The sequence below is a fragment of the Pseudomonas sp. LBUM920 genome (genome assembly GCF_003852315.1).
Classification (GTDB): domain Bacteria; phylum Pseudomonadota; class Gammaproteobacteria; order Pseudomonadales; family Pseudomonadaceae; genus Aquipseudomonas.
The window spans coordinates 2,685,459-2,702,721 of record NZ_CP027762.1 but is presented as its reverse complement, the minus strand read 5'-3'; the positions used below and the strand labels follow the sequence as shown (position 1 = coordinate 2,702,721).

Genomic DNA, 17,263 nt, shown 5'->3' with positions numbered 1-17,263 from the left:
TGTTCTCCGTTCAAACCAGTCAGAGGTCCAGCAGCCAGCTGTGCTGCGGGTCGTTATGGAAATGCCAGGCGCGCTTGGGGCCGGCCATCACGTTCAAGTAATACGACTCGTAGCCATACGGCACACTGACCGGGTGATACCCCTTGGGCACCACCACCAGGTCGCTGTTTTCCACGGCCATGGCCTGGTCGATGCTGCGATCGTCGGTGTACACGCGCTGGAACACGAAGCCCTGGGGCGGGTTGATCTGGTGGTAGTAGGTCTCTTCGAGAAAACTTTGGTGCGGCAGGTCATCGGTGTCGTGCTTGTGCGGCGGGTAGCTGGACGAGTGCCCGGACGGCGTGCGCACTTCCACCACCAGCAGCGAATGGGCCGGCTCGCTGTCGGGCAGGATGTCGCACACATACCGGGTGTTGGCGCCCTTGCCGCGCACGCTGCGCTTGCACTGTTCAGGACGAATCAGGCGCGGTTCAAAACCTGTGGCACCGGGTGCAGCGCACACGGCAATTTGCACATCGCTCAACGCGGTCACCTGCGCATCGGTGCCGGGCGGCAGGTAGGCGGCGAAGGGTGATTTGTCTTCAAAGACCGAGTGGCGATCACCGAGGTTCTGCCAGTTGAAACCTTCGCCCTCGATATTCACCCGGCCGCTGAGCAGAACCAGGCATAGCTCTTTATCGCCGGCGGTGACCGGCAGGGTTTCACCCAGGCTCAGGCGGTAGGCGGCAAAGCCTACGTACTCCAGGCGCCCTTCATCCAGGGCAACCATGGTTTGCCCGCGTTTGCTGCTTTTGACCAACAAGCTCATCACTTAAGTCCTCTCGCTGAGAAGCGTGCGCAACGTGTCGTAGCCCTTTTTCGCGTAGATATAGCTGGGCGCCACGGCCGGGTCCTGCTCGGCTTCCACCACCAGCCAGCCCTCGTACTTGGCCGCCAACAGCACGTCGAGCAACTCGGCAAAGTCGATATCGCCGTCGCCGGGCACGGTGAAGGTGCCGTTGACGATGCAGTCTGGAAAGCTCCACATCTGGTTGCGCGCCAGTTGCACCACCGGTTTGCGCACGTCCTTGAAATGCACGTGGCAGACGCGCTCGATGTGTTTGCGCAGCACCTCGACGGGCTCGCCGCCGCCCATGTAGCAGTGGCCCGAATCGAACAGCAGGCCGACTTCCGGGCCGGTGCGGCGCATCAACTGGTCAATGTCTTCGGGGGATTCGACGTAGGCGCCCATGTGGTGGTGGTAGGCCAGCCGCACGCCTTGGGACAGGGTGAAACGCGCCAGCTCGGTGAGTTTGTCAGCGTAGGCCTGCCAGGCGTGTTCGCTGTGAAAACGCGGACGTTCGATCAGGCGCACCCTGGCGCCCTGAATCGAATCGGCGACTTCGCCGTAGACCAGAACCCTGGCGCCGTTGAGTTTGAGCAGCTCGACGTGGCCGGCGATGGCCTCGATTTCTTCCGCCACCGAACGCCGTGCCAGGCGGCTGGAATACCAGCCGGAGACCAGCGCCAGGTCATAGGGGCGCAGCACGTCGCCGACGCCTTGGGCGTCCTTGGGGAATTTGCCGTTGAGTTCAAAACCTTCGTAGCCGATCTCCTTGCCTTCGCTCAGCGCGGTGCTCAAGGGCGTTTCACCGCCCAGGGCCGGCAGGTCGTCGTTGCTCCAGGAGATCGGGTTGATGCCAATTCGGATTGCGGGCATGGCTGCACCTTTTATTGTTTTCAAAGTTGCATGAGATCTGCTTTATGTGGGAGCTGGCTTGCCTGCGATGGCATCAGCCCGGTGTAGCTGATAGACCGAGTTGTCTGCATCGCAGGCAAGCCCGCTCCCACATTTGACCGTGTTTAACTTCTAGCGCTGCGCCAGGCATTGATGAGCTGTTCGAAGGTGTGTTGCACCTGTTGGATCAGCGTTTCATCATCAATCTCCCCCGCCATCCACGCGCGGCTGGGTTCCTGGAAGATCGTGCGGCCCACCGCGAACCCACGGCAGGTGCTGCTTTGGCTTGCTTGCTGGAAGCCGTCGGCGAGGCATTCGGCCGAAGCGTTCAGGCCCAGCAGCACCACGCCACGGCAGTACGGGTCGCGCTCCTGGATCAGTTCGTCGAGTTTTTTCCAGTCTTCGGCCGACTGCGCCTCGATCTTCCACCACGCCGGGTAGATGCCCAGGTTGTACAGGCGCTTGAGGCTGCGATAGAGCACATCGGGATAGGTGGACGGGTGATCCTTGGGCGGGATGACTTCCAGCAGCAGCTCATGGCCGCTGACCAGCGAAGCCTCGTACACCGCCTTGAGCTGCGCTTCCTGTTCCAGGCGCAGCATCGGCTCATCGTCGGGGTGGTATTGCACCAGGCACTTGATGATTTGCTCCTGGGGCCAGGCAATCAGGTTGCTGCCCACCGAGCGCCCGTGTTCAAACGCCAGCGGCCGCGAGTTCTGCACTTCCACCGGGCGCGCGATCCACCAGCCGCGACCGCTGGCGGCGTTGAGTGCGTCCTGGCCGAAACGCTGGTCGGCCAACAGGCCCACATCGGCGTCGACGCCCTGCTCGCGCAGTTTGGCTTCGACGCGTTCGATGGCCTGGATAAACAGCTGCTTGATGTCGCTGATGCGGGTTGGGGCCTGGCCGCCTTTTTGCGCCAGGTCCACCAGTTGCCAGCGATGGTCGAAGGCAAACACGAACAGCTGCTTCCAGGCTTTGCGCGGCACCGTGACGCGGTGCAGGCGCTGCAAGGTGACGTCTTGATCTGGCCGGGTGATGGGCACCGGGCTGTTGAACAGGTAATCCAGCTCGGCAGGCGTGGGCATGGCCGGCGCGCAGGCGTGGCGGGACACCACCAGGCCGCCACAGGCGTTGGCCAACTGGCTGCAACGCTCGTCGCTGGCATCGTTGATCCAGCCGCTGAGAAAGCCCGACATGAACGCATCGCCGGCGCCCAGCACATTGAGCACCTCAACGCGCACGCCGGGGTAGATGGCGCCGTCTTCCAGCCGCGCGGGGATCGCGCCGTGGATCACCGTGCAGCCCTGCGGGCCGAGCTTGACCACCAGGGTGGCCGGGGTCAGTTCACGCACGGTGCGCAGCGCGGTGAGCAAATCTTCACTGCCGCCAGCGATCAGAAACTCTTCTTCGGTGCCGACGATCAGGTCAAAGCGCGGCAAAATTTTCTGTACGTGCTGGCTGACGTTCTGGTCGGCGACAAACCGGGTCTCGCCGTCGGCCTTGCCCGCCAGGCCCCACAGCACCGGACGGTAGTCGATATCGAGCACGCGCTTGACGTTGTGTTTGGCCGCGTAGTCCAGGGCCTGGAGGCTGGCCTTGTACACGCCATCGGTGGAGAAATGCGTGCCGGTGATCAACAAGGCTTTGCTGGAGGCAATAAAGGCCTCGCTGATGTCTTCGGCGCGCAAGGCCATGTCGGCGCAGTTTTCGCGGTAGAACACCAGCGGGAAGGTTTCGCGGTCCTTGAGGCCCAGCAGCACCAGCGCGGTCAGGCGTTCCGGGTCGACCTTGATACCGCTGACATCGCAGCCTTCGCGGGCCAGGGATTCCACCAGGAAGCGGCCCATGTGATCGTCGCCGACCCGGCTCAACATCGCCGACTTGAGCCCCAGCCGCGCGGTGCCAAAGGCGATATTGGCGGAGGACCCGCCGAGGTACTTGGCGAAGCTGGACACGTCCTCAAGTCGCGCACCCACTTGCTGTGCGTAAAGGTCGACGCCCAGGCGTCCGAGGCAAATCAGATCCAATTGACGCCCACTGGCAAAACGAGTCTGGCCCATGCTGGCTCCTGTTATTTTTATCAGCCTGCGTGGTGCCGCCGTGGTGGCGGCACACGCTCTTGGTGAAAGCAGACTAGAACGTCCGGCGGCCGCAATCAATATTTATTCCATAATTATTTTTAGTGGAATATTTTTTCCAATACGCCAGCATAATGGCCTGCCAGCCCTCCTGCATCGTTTCAGCAGGCCACGGCTGCCGTGATGCCGGGGTATTTTTTTGCGCCTACCCTGTAGACTTGCGCCCACCCATCAGCGCATCAGAAGAACACGCCAGAAGGATTGCCCATGTCCCGCACCGATCCCGAGACCACCCTGGAAGAGACTATTGCCAGCCCTCCGATCAATGCCGAGCGCCTGTTGCAGCTGATCACCGACGAATACGAAAGCCTGCCACGCCAGCTCAAACGCATCGCCAGCTACATGAGCCAGCAAAGCGACCGGATCATGGTCGACCGCATCAGCGACATCGCCCGCGAGTGCGAAGTGCACCCCTCGGCCATCGTGCGGTTCTCCCAGCGGTTCGGTTTCAGTGGTTTCAGTGAGATGCAGGCGCTGTTTCGCGAGGCCTACACCCACAAGACCACGCCGGTGCAGAACTACCAGCAACGCATCCGCAGCATGATCGCCAACAAGTCGCAGAAGGCCAGCGGCGGCGACCTGGCGCGCGAATGCGTGAACGCCACCCTCTCCGGCATCGAGCGCCTGGGGCTGGAACTCGATGATGTGGCCTTCGAGAAAGCCGTGGACCTGGTAGTCAATGCCGACAATATCTACGTGGTCGGCGTGCGCCGCTCCTTCGCGGTGGCCGATTACCTGGTCTACAACCTGCAGCACACCAACAAGCGCATTCACTTGATTTCCGGTTTGGGCGGCAGTTACCGCGAGCAGATGCGCAGCGTGCGTGCCAATGACCTGGTGATCGCCATCAGCTTTACGCCCTATGGCAAAGAGACTCAGCACTGCCTGCGTATTGCCCAGCATCATCAGGCCAAGACCTTGATCATCACCGACAGCAACCTGTCGCCCCTGGCCAAGCGGGCGAATGCGGTGCTGTTGGTGAATGAGGGGTCGTCGTTTGCGTTTCGCTCGCTGAGCGCCACCTTGTGCCTGTGCCAGGCATTGTTTATTGCGGTGGCGTATCGGTTGGAGTTGAAGGTCGATGAGATTCATGAACAGGTGGGGTTCGACGACTGATCTTCTGGCACGGCAGGTTCCCTGTGGGCGCCGGCTTGTGTAGGAGCGGGCTTGCCGCGAATACGGTGTGTCAGTATCAGATAGGTTGACTGACACACCGCTTTCGCGAGCAGCCCGCCCCCACATAAAGCCAGTTCCTGTCGTTTGGTTAGTGTTTGGCTTTGCAACGGCGCATCAGGTGGTAGGCCGCAGGGATGACGAACAGGGAGAGCAACGGCGCGGTGAGCATGCCGCCGATCATTGGCGCGGCGATGCGGCTCATGACTTCGCTGCCAGTGCCGTCGCCCAATAGAATCGGGAGCAAGCCGGCAATGATGACCGCCACGGTCATGGCTTTGGGGCGCACTCGCAGTACGGCGCCTTCGGTGATGGCTGCCAGCAGGTCACCGTCCTTGCGCTCGGCCCAGGCGTTTTTCAGGTAGAGCAGCATGATCACGCCGAACTCCGCCGACACGCCCGCCAACGCGATAAAGCCCACGCCCGTGGCCACCGACAGGTTGAAGCCCAGCCCGTACAGCAACCATACGCCGCCGGTCAGTGCGAACGGCAACGTCCCGAGAATCAACAGCGCCTCATCCGTACGACGGAAGGTCAGGTAGAGCAGCACAAAAATGATCAGCACAGTCGCCGGCACGACCAGTTTCAGACGTTGATTGGCGCGTTCAAGAAATTCGAACTGCCCCGAATAACTGAGGCTCATGCCCGGCTGCAACTGCACTTGCCGGTTGATCGCCTCACGCAGATCCTTCACCACCGACGCCAGGTCACGGTCGCGCACGTCGATGTAGACCCAGCCGGAAGGCCGCGCGTTTTCACTTTTGAGCATTGGCGGCCCGTCACTGATTTTGAGCCTGGCCACCGTGCCAAGCGTGATCTGACTGCCTTGCGGCGTGTAGATCGGCAGGGTTTCCAAGGCCGTTACCGAGTCGCGCCATTCCCGCGGATACCGCAGGCTGATGGGGAAACGCGCCAGGCCTTCCACGGTCTCGCCAATGGTTTCGCCGCCAATCGCCCCTGACACGATCGACTGCACATCGGCAATGTTCAGCCCGTACTGCGCGGCGGCGCCACGGTCGATGTCCACGTCGATGTAGCGCCCGCCGGTCAGCCTTTCAGCCAGCGCCGAACTCACCCCCGGCACGCCTTTGGCGACCTTCTCGACAGCCTGGGTCACGGCATCGATCTGCATCAGGCTGGAACCTGCCACCTTCACGCCAATCGGGCTTTTTACCCCGGTGGCAAGCATGTCGATGCGGTTGCGAATCGGCGCAATCCAGATATTGGTCAAGCCTGGCACCTGCACCACGCGGTCCAGCTCTTTCACCAACTGTTGCGGGGTCATGCCGGCGCGCCATTGGTCCCGGGGCTTGAACTCGACAGTGGTCTCGAACATCTCCAGCGGCGCCGGGTCGGTGGCGGTTTCGGCGCGGCCGGCCTTGCCGAACACATGGGCGACTTCCGGCACGCTTTTGATCAGGCGATCGGTGCGTTGCAGCAGTTCGCCCGCCGTCTGCGTCGACAGCCCCGGCAGCGCCGAAGGCATGTAGAGCAAGTCCCCCTCATCCAGCGGCGGCAAAAACTCGCCGCCCAGCTTCGACAGCGGCCACACCACGCTGGCGACCATCAGCAGCGCCACCAGCAAGGTCGCGCGCGGCCAGCGCAGCACCGCTTCGAGGGCCGGTTGATAGAGCTTGATCAACCCGCGATTGAGCGGGTTGCGCTGCTCGTCGGGGATGCGCCCGCGAATCCAGTAGCCCATCAATACCGGGATCAACGTCACCGATAACCCGGCCGCCGCCGCCATGGCGTAGGTCTTGGTGTAGGCCAGCGGGCCGAACAGCCGCCCTTCCTGGGCTTGCAAGGTAAACACCGGGATAAACGACAGGGTGATGATCAGCAGGCAGAAAAACAGCGCCGGCCCGACTTCTACCGCCGCCTGCGTCATCACCGTCCAATGCTCCTCACCTTTGAGATCGCGTCCGGGATTGGCGTGGTGCCAGGCTTCGATTTTCTTGTGGGCGTTTTCGATCATCACCACGGCCGCATCCACCATCGCGCCGATGGCTATCGCGATACCGCCCAGAGACATGATGTTGGCGTTGATCCCTTGGAAGCGCATGACGATAAACGCGATCAACACGCCCACCGGCAACGAGATGATCGCTACCAGCGACGAGCGCAGGTGCCACAGGAATATCCCGCACACCAGCGCCACCACCAGGAATTCCTCGAGCAGTTTGTGGCTGAGGTTATCTACGGCGCGGTCGATCAGTGTGCTGCGGTCGTAGGTGGTGACGATCTCTACGCCAGGCGGCAGGCTGCTTTTCAACTGCTCCAGCTTGGTTTTCACCGCAGCAATGGCCTCACGCGCATTTTTACCGCTGCGCAGGATCACCACGCCGCCGACCGCCTCGCCTTCGCCGTCGAGTTCACTGATACCCCGACGCAGGTCCGGGCCGAGTTGAATCGTGGCCACATCGCCGAGGGTCACCGGCACATTGTTGCGGTCGAGACGCAGTGGAATGGCGCGAAAATCATTGAGCGTTTTCAGGTAACCGGACGCGCGCACCATGTATTCGGATTCACCCAGGTTCAGCACCGAGCCACCGGTTTCCTGATTGGCCTTGCCGACAGCGTCCGCCACTTGGGCCTGGGTGATGCCGCGACTGGCCATGGCCAGCGGGTCAAGCTGCACCTGGTATTGCTTGACCTGGCCGCCAATGGTCGCCACCTCCGCCACATTCGGCAGGGTCTTGAGCTCGAACTTGAGGAACCAATCCTGCAAGGCGCGCAATTGCGCCAAGTCGTGCTGGCCGGTACGGTCAACCAGCGCGTATTGGTAGATCCAGCCAACGCCGGTGGCGTCCGGCCCCAGCGACGGCTTGGCCGACGCCGGCAGCCGTGCCTGCAATTGGCTGAGGTATTCCAACACCCGCGACCGCGCCCAATACAGGTCGGTGCCCTCGTCGAACAGCACGTACACGTAGCTGTCGCCAAAGAAAGAAAAGCCACGCACGGTCCTGGCGCCCGGCACCGAGAGCATGGTGGTGGTCATCGGGTAAGTGACCTGGTTTTCCACGATCTGCGGCGCCTGGCCCGGGTACGGCGTGCGGATGATCACCTGCACATCCGAAAGGTCCGGCAATGCGTCGACCGGCGTGTTCTGCAGCGCCCAAACGCCCCATGCGGTGATGAACAGTGTGGCGAGCAACACCAGAAACCGGTTGGCCACCGACCAGCGAATCAAAAGCGCGATCATGGCCGGGCTCCCGGTTGCATGCTCATTTCAGACGTGTCGGACGCTGGCGCTATTAACCCGCGTAAACTGGCTTCAGAGTCCAGCAGAAATTGCCCGGACGCGACCACCTGCTGACCTTCCTGCAAGCCACTGCGGATTACGGTCTGGTCCTGGTTCTCGGCCCCCACCTCGACTTCCAGCGGTCGATAATGCCCGCCCTCCTCGGCCAGCATCACCAGCACACGCTTGCCGGTGCGAATCAGGGCTTCGCTGGGCACCTGCAACACCGCTTGCCCGCTGGTTTGCGCCAGGCGCACCTGGGCGGTCATGCCAGGGCGCAAGCTGCCGTCGGGGTTGGGCAGTTCGACGCGAACCTGCACGGTGCGACTGTCCAGGGCGTTGGCCGGCAAGATCGCACTGAGGGTGCCGTTGATGGCCTCGCCCGGCAAACCGGCAAAGTGCGCCACCACGCGTTGCCCCACGGCTAACGCCGCGCCTTGCGCCTGCGGCACGGCGACCTGCAACCACACCTGCTCCAGGCCATTGACCCGCGCCAGGGTTTGCCCGGCTACCACGGTCATGCCGTCGCGCACCTCAAGGGTCTGCAGCGCGCCGCTCAAGGGCGTGGTGACGGTCATCACTGATTGCACCCGGCCACTGCGCTCCATCTGCGAGATCAGCCCGGCAGGCATGCCACTCAGGCGCAGACGCTGGCGGGCGGCCGCCAACAGGCCACTGTCAGCGCTGCGACGCAGCGCAAGGAACTCTTCCTGGGCGGCGGCCCACTCGGGCACCAGGATGTCTGCCAACGGCGCGCCGGCCTTGAGCACATCACCCGGCGCCCGCGCGTAAACCCGCTCGACGAAACCACCGGCCCGGGCCTGCACCACTGCCACATCACGCTCGTTGAAGGCCAGGATGCCCGACACATCCAGCGAGGACGTCATCACGCCACGGGTGACTGTGGCCAGGCGCACGCCGATGGTCTGAGCCTGGCGCGGATCGATCTGCAGCGTTGGGGTATCCGCTGCGGCGCCCTCGGCGTAGCGCGGCACCAATTGCATGTCCATGAAAGGCGACTTGCCGGGCTTGTCGAACTTCTGCTGCGGGTACATCGGGTCGTACCAGTACAACGCGTGCTTGTCGTCGCTGACAGGCGCCAAGGTTGCGGGGTGCAACTGCGCCAATCCGTAGCCCGCACCCAGGCCGAGCAACAACACCGCGGCTGCGATTCGATTATTCATGCGTGGGCTCCCCGTAGGCGAAGTACAGCTGCGCGCCGACCAGGGCACGCTGTTCGATGGCATCGATGTGTTTGAAACGGGCTTGAACCAGTTCCCGGCGGGCGCTGACCACGCTGATCAAATCGCCTTTGCCCGCGCGATAACCGGCCAGGCTCAGTGCGACCTTCTCTTCGGCCAGCGGCACGAGGCTGTCCTGACTGCGTTGCACGGCGCGGTCCAGGCGCTGGTAAACCGCCAGGTCGTCATCCAGCCTCTGCGTATGTTCACGGGTGGCAGCTTCGCGTTCGGCATCCAGTTGATCGAGTTCGGCCAGCCTGGCGGCAATGCCCGGGTTCTGGCGGCGACCGGGGAAGATCGGCAGATCAACGCTCAATTGCAGGCTGACCATGTCGCCGTATTCACGGCCGCGGTGCTGGTAGTCCACCTCCCAACTCCAATCCGACGTTTTCTGCGCCTTGGCTTCCTGCAAGCGCGCTTGGGCCTCGCGCGTGCGCGGCACGAAGGCTTGCAACTCGGGATGCTGATGCAGGTTGTGGCTGTAGCCGCGGTTGTCGATGTGCCAGTTGGGCAATTGCCCGCTGGGTGCTTCGTTGGCGGCTGCGCCGATCCAGCGCTTGAGGGCGGCGCGGGCCTGGGCGCGCTGTTGGGTCAATTCGTCTTCGCGCTCGGCCAGCTCGGCGGCTTCCTGTCGGGGGATCACCGTATCGGCGGCCTGCCCGCGGCCTCCGGCCAATTGCGCCCGCACACTGTCTTGCAGCAGGCGATTGTTTTCGTAGAAGTCCGCGAACAAGGCCTGCTTGCGCTCCACCGCGTAGGCGCGAATCCACGCCTGCGCCGTGGCCTGGCGCACGTTGAGGCGCTCGATTTGCCCTTCGGCCGCCGTGCGCTGCACCGTGGCATCCGCCAGCTCAACTCGGGCCTTGCGCTTGTCGCGGCTGGGCACCTGTTGCTGGAGGCCGACCATCTGATCGGTCATGTCGTCGCCATACAAGGTGCCGCGATTGGGCCCGCCGACGGGAAAATTCTGCAGGCCTACCAGCAGTTTCGGGTCGGGCAGTTCACCGGCCGGGATGGCAGCTTGCGTTGCCGCTTGCAGCCTGGCCGATTCGGCGCTCAGGGACGGCGCGTTGTTCTGCGCCAGGCGCAGGGCGTCATCCAGGGTCAACGCAGAGGCAAGCGCCGGCCATGTCAGCACGCCCACCACCAGGGCGCGCCTGTAGAGGGAATTCATCGTCAAGATTCCTGATCTGTTGCACTGCGTGCCGCTTTACGCGGCCCACAGCAAGGCCATCCCGAATCCGGGATGAAGCTTGAGGTTCAACAGAAATCAGTAACGGGGTGGGCGCCAGACGCCGGACGGCGTGCGGTCGGGGATGAAGTCAGAAGAGAGGCTGGCCGTCAGCGGATGGGCCAGGGTCAGCGGTGCCTTGAGCACCGGCATCGACAGTTGCAGCAGGCTGCCGGTCTTGCATTCCTGCCCCGGTTTGCAGGCTTTGCCAGGGTTGGCAGCGTCCTGGCAGCAGTCCGGGGCCATGTCCGACATCATCTGCATGTCGGACATTTTCATCGGGCACGGCTCGGTGCTCGACGGCACACCCGCCATCCCGGTCAGGGGAAGCGTGAGGCTTAACAGCATGACCAGGATTAAACGCAGAAGACGGCTCATGGGGCGCGAGTCTAGCCAAGCGCGGGTTAAGCCGCTATTAACAATTGCGTGAGCATTCGGCCGTGATAGCGAATCTGCGCCAGGGTCAGCGCGGTGTAGCCGATGATCACCGCCGGCGGCAAGCTCGCCGCGACGCAGAACTTGCCCAGTGGCTGCAAGGTCAGCCCGGCGGCGGCGGCGCGGGTGCAAAATTCGGTTTCCTCGACGCCGCTTGGCAGCCACAGCACAAAGTGCAGCCCGGCTTGCTGGCCGCTCACCGGGTATTCGTCCGGCAGACAGCCGAGCAGCGCATCGCGGCGCGCCTGATAAGCCTGGCGCGAAGCCCGCAGGTGCCGCACAAACGCGCCGCTGGCGAGAAACTCCACCAGCCCCAACTGATCCGTCGCGCCCACCGAATGCCCGGTGAGTTGCAGGGTGCGCAGCAACGCGGGGCGCAACGCCTTGGGCACCACCATGAAACCCACGCGCAGGCCCGGGAACAGGTTCTTGTTGAAACTGCCGCAGTAGATCACCCGGTCGCCGGAATCCAGGGCTTTGAGCGCCGCCAGTGGCGCGCTGTTGTAGTTGTATTCACTGTCGTAGTCGTCTTCGATCACCCAGGCGTCGGCGCGGGCGGCCCAATCCAGCAGCGCCAGGCGGCGTGACACCGACAGGGTCATGCCCAGCGGCGCCTGATGCGCCGGTGTCACATAGGCCAGGCGCGCCGTGTCGGGGAGCTGCGCGGTATCAAGGCCTTCGGCTGTCACCGGGACCGGCACGACCTGCGCACCGGCCAGACTGAACAGGCGGCGTGCCGGTGTATAACCGGGGTCTTCCACGCACGCGGTGTCACCGGGTTTGAGCAGCGTGCGCGCGATCAGGTCCAGGCCATGGCGAATACCGGTGGTGACAATGATTTCGTCCGCCTCGCAGTGCATGCCGCGATAACTGCGCACGTAGTCGGCGATCTGTTCACGCAACGCGGGCAAGCCGCCCGGGTGGGCGGCCTCCAATACCCCTGGCCCCGCAGACAGCAAGCCTCGGGAGATGCACCGCGCCCAGGTTTTGAGGTCGAACAGGCTGGCGTCCGGGCGTCGCGCGACAAAAGGGACGTGGCTTTGCACGCCCGCGTCGGGCTGATCCGGTATGGCCGCGCGGCGTGGACGTGCGCTGGGCGCCGGCGCCGCAATGAATTGCTCGGGGATCACCGCGCTGACGCGCGTGCCCGAACCCGCCACGCGCTGCACGTAACCTTCACTGTGCAAGCGCTCGAACGCCGCTTCAAGCGTGCCGCGCGACACCAGCCAGCGTTCGGCCAGGCTGCGGGTCGACGGCAAGCGGCTGCCGGCGGGCAATTGCCGATTCAGGATGGCGGCGCGCAATGCGTCGTAGGCGCCCTGCTGCTTGCCGGCGTCCAGGCTATCGGGGCGCGGCAGGTCCAGGTGGGCGGCGGCTTTTCCTCGGCTCATAGTGGTCCATTGGTTAGAGGCACAAGTGGCCCTGAGGATTAAACCACATACCCGCTAGAGTTCGAACTCGACTCCCTGCGAAGAAGCTTCCCATGACGCAACGCGCCCTCTCCTCCGGGTTCTGGCTGGTGCTACTGACCGTACTCATCGGCCTGCCACGGATCACCCTGGACATGCACCTGCCAGCCCTGCCGGCCATGGCCGACGACTTCCACGCCAGCGACAGCCAGTTGCAGCTGACCCTCACGCTGTACGCCCTGGGCTCGGCCATTTCCTTGCTGGTCAGCGGCCCGTTGACCGACCGCTTCGGGCGCCGCCCGGTGCTGCTGAGCGGGTTGTGTGTGTACGCGGTCGCCACCGTGGCCTGCGCGCTGGCCGACAGCATTGGTGTGCTGATCGTCGCCCGCCTGTTCCAGGCCCTCGGCGGCTGCTGCACCACGGTCATCGGCCGGGTGATCGTGCGCGATTACTTCGCCCGCGATGAACAGGCACGCCTGCTTGGCCTGATCTCCATGGCCATGGCGATTTCGCCGATGGCCGCACCGGTGCTGGGCAGCCTGATGCTGCCGTTCATCCATTGGCGCGGCCTGTTCATCGTATTGGCCGTGATCGGCGTGGCGCTGTGCCTGGTGGTGTTTCGCCGGCTGCCGGAAACCCGTCCACCGGAAGTCGCCGCCGCGCCGCCGAGCAACCTGCTGCGCCTCTACGGCCAGCTGCTGCGCGACCGTTATTTTCTGCGGTACTCCCTGGCGATCGGCTGCGTGTACAGCACGTATTTCCCATTTATCAGCGAGTCCTCGGCTCTGCTGCAACGCGGCTTTCACCTGTCTGCCACGGCCTACGCGCTGGTGTTTGCCGCGACGATCAGTGGCTACATGCTCGGCGCCAACCTGTTCCGCCGACTCGTGCTGCGCGTTGAAGCCGATCAGTTGATCAGTGCCGCCATCGGCTTGAATGTACTGGGTTGCGTGATGCTCGCAGGGGCCACGGTCGCCCTGCCGCAGGCCTGGTTGGCGATTGTGCTGCCGATGGTGGTGATCATGGTGTCGGTGGGGATGGTGATTCCGGCCTGCCAGCTGTCGGTGTTGCAGCCCTACGGCGCGATTGCCGGGACGGCTTCGGGGTTGTTCTTCTTTATCCAGATGTTCCTGACGGCCATGAGCAGTTGGGCCACCGGCTGGCTCTCGGACGGCACCTCGCAACCCCTGGTGATCACGACGTCAGTGGCGAGCGCATTGCTGGTTGCAGGTTGGTGGGCCTTGCAACAAAAAGCCGCGCCTGTGGGTCAGGCGCGGCTTGGGTGAAGCGCGATCAGGATCAGTGCATGAAGATCGCGATCAGAATGATGACCGGGATAGGCACACCGAGGAACCAAAGCAGTAATGAGCGCATGTTGTTCTCCTTGATTAACGAACGTAGTTTTCAGTTTCGACGTACACCACGGCGTCACGACGACGACCGCCGAAGGTGGCAGCGAAACTGGCAAAGAAGGCACCGATCAACAGCGCAATGAAGGTCCAAAGCGAGGTGTAGGCAGCCACTTTGGCGGCAGTGTCGGCAGCTTGCTTGGCTTTGACCTTGGCGTCTTCGATGGCTTTGCGGGCATCGCCGTACACCTTGTCGATACGCGCTTCGGCGTCAGCCTGGCTGAGGTTGGTGCGCTGGCTGATCAGCTGAGCGAGGTAGGTACGGTCTTCAGGGGCCAGTTGGCCATCGTTGCTCAGGGTGCGAGTGAAGATGCGCGCTACCACGCCATGCACGGCGTCATCGCTGACGGCGGCTGGGCGATCATCGCGAAACAGGCTGTCGACGTAGTAGTCAAAGTCGCCGCTGTTGGCGCCTTTGGCTGCACTGCCGGCTGCCTGAGTCAGGCCACTGGCGGCGCTCGAGGCGACACCGGCGCCGGCTTTAACGCCGCCGCTGACCACACTGCTCACCGAGCCGACGACCAGTACCGCGGTCACCAGCGTAGCGACTGCCCAAGCGAGGAAACCATGGGCGGTGTCGCGAAAGTACACCTCGTCACCGTGCATGTTGGCCCACTTCACACGCAAGCGGCCGGCAATGTAGCCGCCCAGGCCCGAAGCGACGATCTGGGTGAACGCCAGCCAGACAATTGTGGAAATGCCAAGCCCCTTGGCGCTGATACCGCTGTCGGCCCACGGCGACACCGCCGAAAAGCCCAGGCCGAAGCCCAGCAGCACCAGGATCAGCGACAGTGCGGCCGCCGCAGCGGCCCCGGCGAAAATCGCCCCCCAGGAAACCCCAGAGTGCGAGCTCGATTCTTGCAGCGTGGATGACGATGTGATCATTGTTGTTTTGCTCCCGGCAGGAAAAATAGTGTTACAACTCTCAAAAGGGACAGTGCAGGCACCATGCCAGCCGGGCGAAAAAATAAATTCGTTAAATTTCAACAAGATACAAAAATTGAACTAACTTAAACCATGCAAGTTGCAAGAAATGATCGAAAACAGCGTGCTTTATGCAATCCCCCAACGCCCACGGCCTGTGTCGGCGCTGGGCGGCATGAAAGTTGTGTCAGTTTTGCCAAGATGAAGTTTAATTTAGGAAGCGTTCAGGCATTTCTTGGCAAAATGCCCCCACTTCTAGTGTGAATCGCTCACCAGGTAATCCTATGACCCGTATTTTGACCATCGAGGATGACGCCGTTACAGCCCGCGAGATCGTCGCCGAGCTGAGTAGCCATGGACTGGATGTAGATTGGGTGGACAACGGCCGTGAAGGCCTGGTCCGCGCTGTGAGTGGTGATTACGATCTGATCACCCTCGACCGTATGCTGCCGGAACTCGATGGCCTGGCCATCGTCACGACCCTGCGCACCATTGGGGTGTCGACGCCGATCCTGATGATCAGCGCCCTCTCCGATGTCGACGAGCGGGTACGCGGCCTGCGGGCCGGCGGCGATGACTACCTGACCAAGCCGTTTGCGTCCGACGAAATGGCCGCCCGCGTCGAAGTGCTGTTGCGGCGCAAAAGCACGGTCAAGGAGTTCGAAACCGCCCTGCGCGTGGCCGACCTCGAACTGAACCTGATCAGCCGCGAAGCCAGCCGCGCCGATCAGCCGTTGAGCCTGCTGCCCACCGAATACAAGCTGCTCGAATTCCTGATGCGCAATACCGGGCAGATCCTCTCGCGAATGATGATCTTCGAAGAAGTCTGGGGTTATCACTTCGACCCGGGCACCAACCTGATCGACGTGCACATCGGTCGCCTGCGCAAAAAAATCGACCCGCCGGGCCTCACGCCGCTGATCCGCACGGTACGAGGTTCCGGTTATGTCATTGCTGAACCCCTCTAAAGGCTGGCGCTCCTCCAGCAGCCGCTTGCTGGCGCTTTACAGTTCGTTGTTCGTGGCCTGGAGCTGCATCCTCATGGGGGTGCTGTATTACGAGGTCTCGGGTTACCTGGGTGACCTGTCGCGTCACTCGCTGATGCAGCGCCAGCACCTGTTTCAACGCTTCGACGGTGAAGAACTGGTGGAAGCCCTCACCACCAGCATGACCTTCGACATGAAAGGCGTAGACGCCTATGGCCTGTTTGATGAGCAGTTTCGCCCTTTGAGCGGGCCGATCCGCGCAGTGCCACCGGACCTGCCGCTGGACGGCAAGATCCACGCCCTGGCCAACTGTGTCGACTCCGACGACCCTAAATTGCCCAAGGACAGCTGCGATGCAGTGGCCACCCACACCGAAGACGGCCGCTGGCTGGTACTCGTGCGCGCCAACGGTTCACTGTTTGGCGTGACCCGGATCATCTGGCATGCGCTGCTGTGGGCACTTTCCCTGACGATTATCCCCGGTGCTGCCGGTTGGCATTTGTTACGCCGTCGCCCGCTGCGGCGCATCCGCGGCATACAGGCCAGCGCCGAGGCCATCGTCGCCGGTGACCTGACGCACCGCCTGCCGTTGTCTGACCGACGCGACGAACTGGACATGCTCGCCGCCATCGTCAACGCCATGCTCGACCGCATCGAGAAGCTGATGAACGAGGTCAAGGGCGTGTGCGACAACATCGCCCACGACCTGCGCACGCCGCTGACGCGCTTGCGCGCGCAGCTTTACCGCATCAAACAAGAGGCAGAGGAAAACTCCGTCTACGCAGTGAAACTGGACGATGCGATTGCCGAAACCGATACGCTGATGGCGCGCTTTCGCGGGCTGTTGCGCATCTCGGAACTGGAAGACCACCAGCGCCGTTCGGGTTTCCTGGTGATGGATCCGCTGCCGCTGTTGCGCGAACTGCATGACTTTTACCTGCCCCTGGCGGAAGAAGGCGAATTGCAGCTACGCCTCGAAGTGCCCGACTCGCTGCCGTGGATCACCGGCGACCGCGCACTGTTGTTCGAAGCCTTGGCCAACCTGTTGAGCAACTCGATCAAGTTCTCGCCACCCAACGGTGAGGTGATCCTGCGTGGCGTCAATGATGCCGGCAGCACGCGTATCGAAGTGCACGACTCCGGCCCGGGCATTCCGGCCGCGGAGCGCGACGCAGTATTCCAGCGCTTCTACCGCGTGGATGAAAGCGACCAGCAAGGCGGGTTCGGGTTGGGCTTGTCGATTGTGGCGGCGATCATCAACCTGCATGGGTTCAAGTTGGAAGTCGGCAACAGCCAATGCGGGGGTGCGTGCCTGCTGCTGGAGTGTCGGCAGCAATTGATGCCTGAAGCCTGAAG

At 63.0% G+C, this 17,263-nt stretch carries 14 protein-coding genes; 5 read left to right on the top strand and 9 right to left on the bottom strand.

Annotated features, from left to right (window positions below):
• Window positions 1–19: 19 nt before the first annotated feature.
• The 3 genes from iolB to C4J83_RS12505 all read right to left on the bottom strand — a co-directional run bounded on the left by iolB (window position 20) and on the right by C4J83_RS12505 (window position 3,780).
• Window positions 20–808 (bottom strand): 5-deoxy-glucuronate isomerase, encoded by a 789-nt coding sequence (iolB, locus tag C4J83_RS12515; RefSeq protein ID WP_124417174.1) that lies wholly within the window; start codon window positions 806–808, stop codon window positions 20–22.
• A 3-nt stretch (window positions 809–811) separates the two neighbouring features.
• Window positions 812–1,699 carry a myo-inosose-2 dehydratase gene (gene iolE / locus C4J83_RS12510; protein ID WP_124417173.1) on the bottom strand — a complete coding sequence of 296 codons (888 nt, stop codon included), beginning with the start codon at window positions 1,697–1,699 and terminating at the stop codon, window positions 812–814.
• A 143-nt stretch (window positions 1,700–1,842) separates the two neighbouring features.
• On the bottom strand, window positions 1,843–3,780 hold the full coding sequence (locus C4J83_RS12505) for a bifunctional 5-dehydro-2-deoxygluconokinase/5-dehydro-2-deoxyphosphogluconate aldolase (RefSeq protein WP_124417172.1): 1,938 nt from the start codon (window positions 3,778–3,780) through the stop codon (window positions 1,843–1,845).
• Between C4J83_RS12505 and C4J83_RS12500 the strand changes: the two genes are divergently transcribed.
• Together C4J83_RS12500 and C4J83_RS12495 are read left to right on the top strand one after the other, a co-directional pair.
• The gene (locus C4J83_RS12500) at window positions 3,779–3,982 is read left to right on the top strand and encodes a hypothetical protein (protein WP_124417171.1); all 204 of its coding nucleotides are present in this window, start codon (window positions 3,779–3,781) and stop codon (window positions 3,980–3,982) included. The two genes, C4J83_RS12505 and C4J83_RS12500, sit on opposite strands and share 2 nt — an antisense overlap.
• An 83-nt stretch (window positions 3,983–4,065) precedes the next feature.
• Complete coding sequence (locus C4J83_RS12495; RefSeq protein ID WP_106580294.1) at window positions 4,066–4,974, top strand: MurR/RpiR family transcriptional regulator; 909 nt, start codon at window positions 4,066–4,068, stop codon at window positions 4,972–4,974.
• 148 nt (window positions 4,975–5,122) lie between these two features.
• On the opposite strand, the gene C4J83_RS12490 is transcribed toward C4J83_RS12495, so the two are convergent.
• The 5 genes from C4J83_RS12490 to pdxR form a co-directional block, all read right to left on the bottom strand.
• Entirely contained in the window at window positions 5,123–8,233 is a 3,111-nt protein-coding gene (locus tag C4J83_RS12490) for an efflux RND transporter permease subunit (RefSeq protein ID WP_124417170.1), read from the bottom strand.
• Entirely contained in the window at window positions 8,230–9,456 is a 1,227-nt protein-coding gene (locus C4J83_RS12485) for an efflux RND transporter periplasmic adaptor subunit (RefSeq protein WP_124417169.1), read from the bottom strand. The genes C4J83_RS12490 and C4J83_RS12485 overlap by 4 nt, the downstream gene beginning before the upstream one ends.
• Window positions 9,449–10,687, bottom strand: a complete 1,239-nt coding sequence (locus tag C4J83_RS12480) for a TolC family protein (RefSeq protein WP_124417168.1) — start codon at window positions 10,685–10,687, stop codon at window positions 9,449–9,451. The genes C4J83_RS12485 and C4J83_RS12480 overlap by 8 nt, the downstream gene beginning before the upstream one ends.
• A gap of 96 nt (window positions 10,688–10,783) precedes the next feature.
• Window positions 10,784–11,122, bottom strand: coding sequence for a hypothetical protein (locus C4J83_RS12475; RefSeq protein ID WP_124417167.1), 339 nt, complete (start codon window positions 11,120–11,122; stop codon window positions 10,784–10,786).
• Window positions 11,123–11,148: 26 nt separating this feature from the next.
• Window positions 11,149–12,570, bottom strand: a complete 1,422-nt coding sequence (pdxR, locus tag C4J83_RS12470) for a MocR-like pyridoxine biosynthesis transcription factor PdxR (protein WP_124417166.1) — start codon at window positions 12,568–12,570, stop codon at window positions 11,149–11,151.
• A 92-nt stretch (window positions 12,571–12,662) separates the two neighbouring features.
• Here pdxR and C4J83_RS12465 point away from each other — a divergent pair, with 92 nt between their 5' ends.
• Window positions 12,663–13,874: a multidrug effflux MFS transporter gene (locus C4J83_RS12465; protein WP_124417165.1), complete on the top strand. Its 1,212-nt coding sequence runs from the start codon at window positions 12,663–12,665 to the stop codon at window positions 13,872–13,874.
• Window positions 13,875–13,976: 102 nt separating this feature from the next.
• On the opposite strand, the gene C4J83_RS12460 is transcribed toward C4J83_RS12465, so the two are convergent.
• Window positions 13,977–14,882, bottom strand: a complete 906-nt coding sequence (locus C4J83_RS12460) for a hypothetical protein (RefSeq protein ID WP_106580301.1) — start codon at window positions 14,880–14,882, stop codon at window positions 13,977–13,979.
• Window positions 14,883–15,205: 323 nt separating this feature from the next.
• Here C4J83_RS12460 and C4J83_RS12455 point away from each other — a divergent pair, with 323 nt between their 5' ends.
• Together C4J83_RS12455 and C4J83_RS12450 are read left to right on the top strand one after the other, a co-directional pair.
• Window positions 15,206–15,889, top strand: coding sequence for a response regulator transcription factor (locus C4J83_RS12455; RefSeq protein WP_010564812.1), 684 nt, complete (start codon window positions 15,206–15,208; stop codon window positions 15,887–15,889).
• Complete coding sequence (locus C4J83_RS12450; RefSeq protein ID WP_106580302.1) at window positions 15,867–17,261, top strand: sensor histidine kinase; 1,395 nt, start codon at window positions 15,867–15,869, stop codon at window positions 17,259–17,261. The genes C4J83_RS12455 and C4J83_RS12450 overlap by 23 nt, the downstream gene beginning before the upstream one ends.
• Window positions 17,262–17,263: the final 2 nt, after the last annotated feature.

Bases quoted from the DNA above. Each gene is read 5' to 3' on its own strand.
- C4J83_RS12500 (WP_124417171.1), top strand. From the start codon at position 3,779: ATGCTGGCTCCTGTTATTTTTATCAGCCTGCGTGGTGCCGCCGTGGTG.
- C4J83_RS12480 (WP_124417168.1), bottom strand. From the start codon at position 10,687: ATGAATTCCCTCTACAGGCGCGCCCTGGTGGTGGGCGTGCTGACATGG.
- pdxR (WP_124417166.1), bottom strand. From the start codon at position 12,570: ATGAGCCGAGGAAAAGCCGCCGCCCACCTGGACCTGCCGCGCCCCGAT.
- C4J83_RS12495 (WP_106580294.1), top strand. From the start codon at position 4,066: ATGTCCCGCACCGATCCCGAGACCACCCTGGAAGAGACTATTGCCAGC.
- C4J83_RS12455 (WP_010564812.1), top strand. From the start codon at position 15,206: ATGACCCGTATTTTGACCATCGAGGATGACGCCGTTACAGCCCGCGAG.
- C4J83_RS12460 (WP_106580301.1), bottom strand. From the start codon at position 14,882: ATGATCACATCGTCATCCACGCTGCAAGAATCGAGCTCGCACTCTGGG.
- C4J83_RS12465 (WP_124417165.1), top strand. From the start codon at position 12,663: ATGACGCAACGCGCCCTCTCCTCCGGGTTCTGGCTGGTGCTACTGACC.
- C4J83_RS12505 (WP_124417172.1), bottom strand. From the start codon at position 3,780: ATGGGCCAGACTCGTTTTGCCAGTGGGCGTCAATTGGATCTGATTTGC.
- iolE (WP_124417173.1), bottom strand. From the start codon at position 1,699: ATGCCCGCAATCCGAATTGGCATCAACCCGATCTCCTGGAGCAACGAC.
- iolB (WP_124417174.1), bottom strand. From the start codon at position 808: ATGAGCTTGTTGGTCAAAAGCAGCAAACGCGGGCAAACCATGGTTGCC.
- C4J83_RS12450 (WP_106580302.1), top strand. From the start codon at position 15,867: ATGTCATTGCTGAACCCCTCTAAAGGCTGGCGCTCCTCCAGCAGCCGC.
- C4J83_RS12485 (WP_124417169.1), bottom strand. From the start codon at position 9,456: ATGAATAATCGAATCGCAGCCGCGGTGTTGTTGCTCGGCCTGGGTGCG.
- C4J83_RS12475 (WP_124417167.1), bottom strand. From the start codon at position 11,122: ATGAGCCGTCTTCTGCGTTTAATCCTGGTCATGCTGTTAAGCCTCACG.
- C4J83_RS12490 (WP_124417170.1), bottom strand. From the start codon at position 8,233: ATGATCGCGCTTTTGATTCGCTGGTCGGTGGCCAACCGGTTTCTGGTG.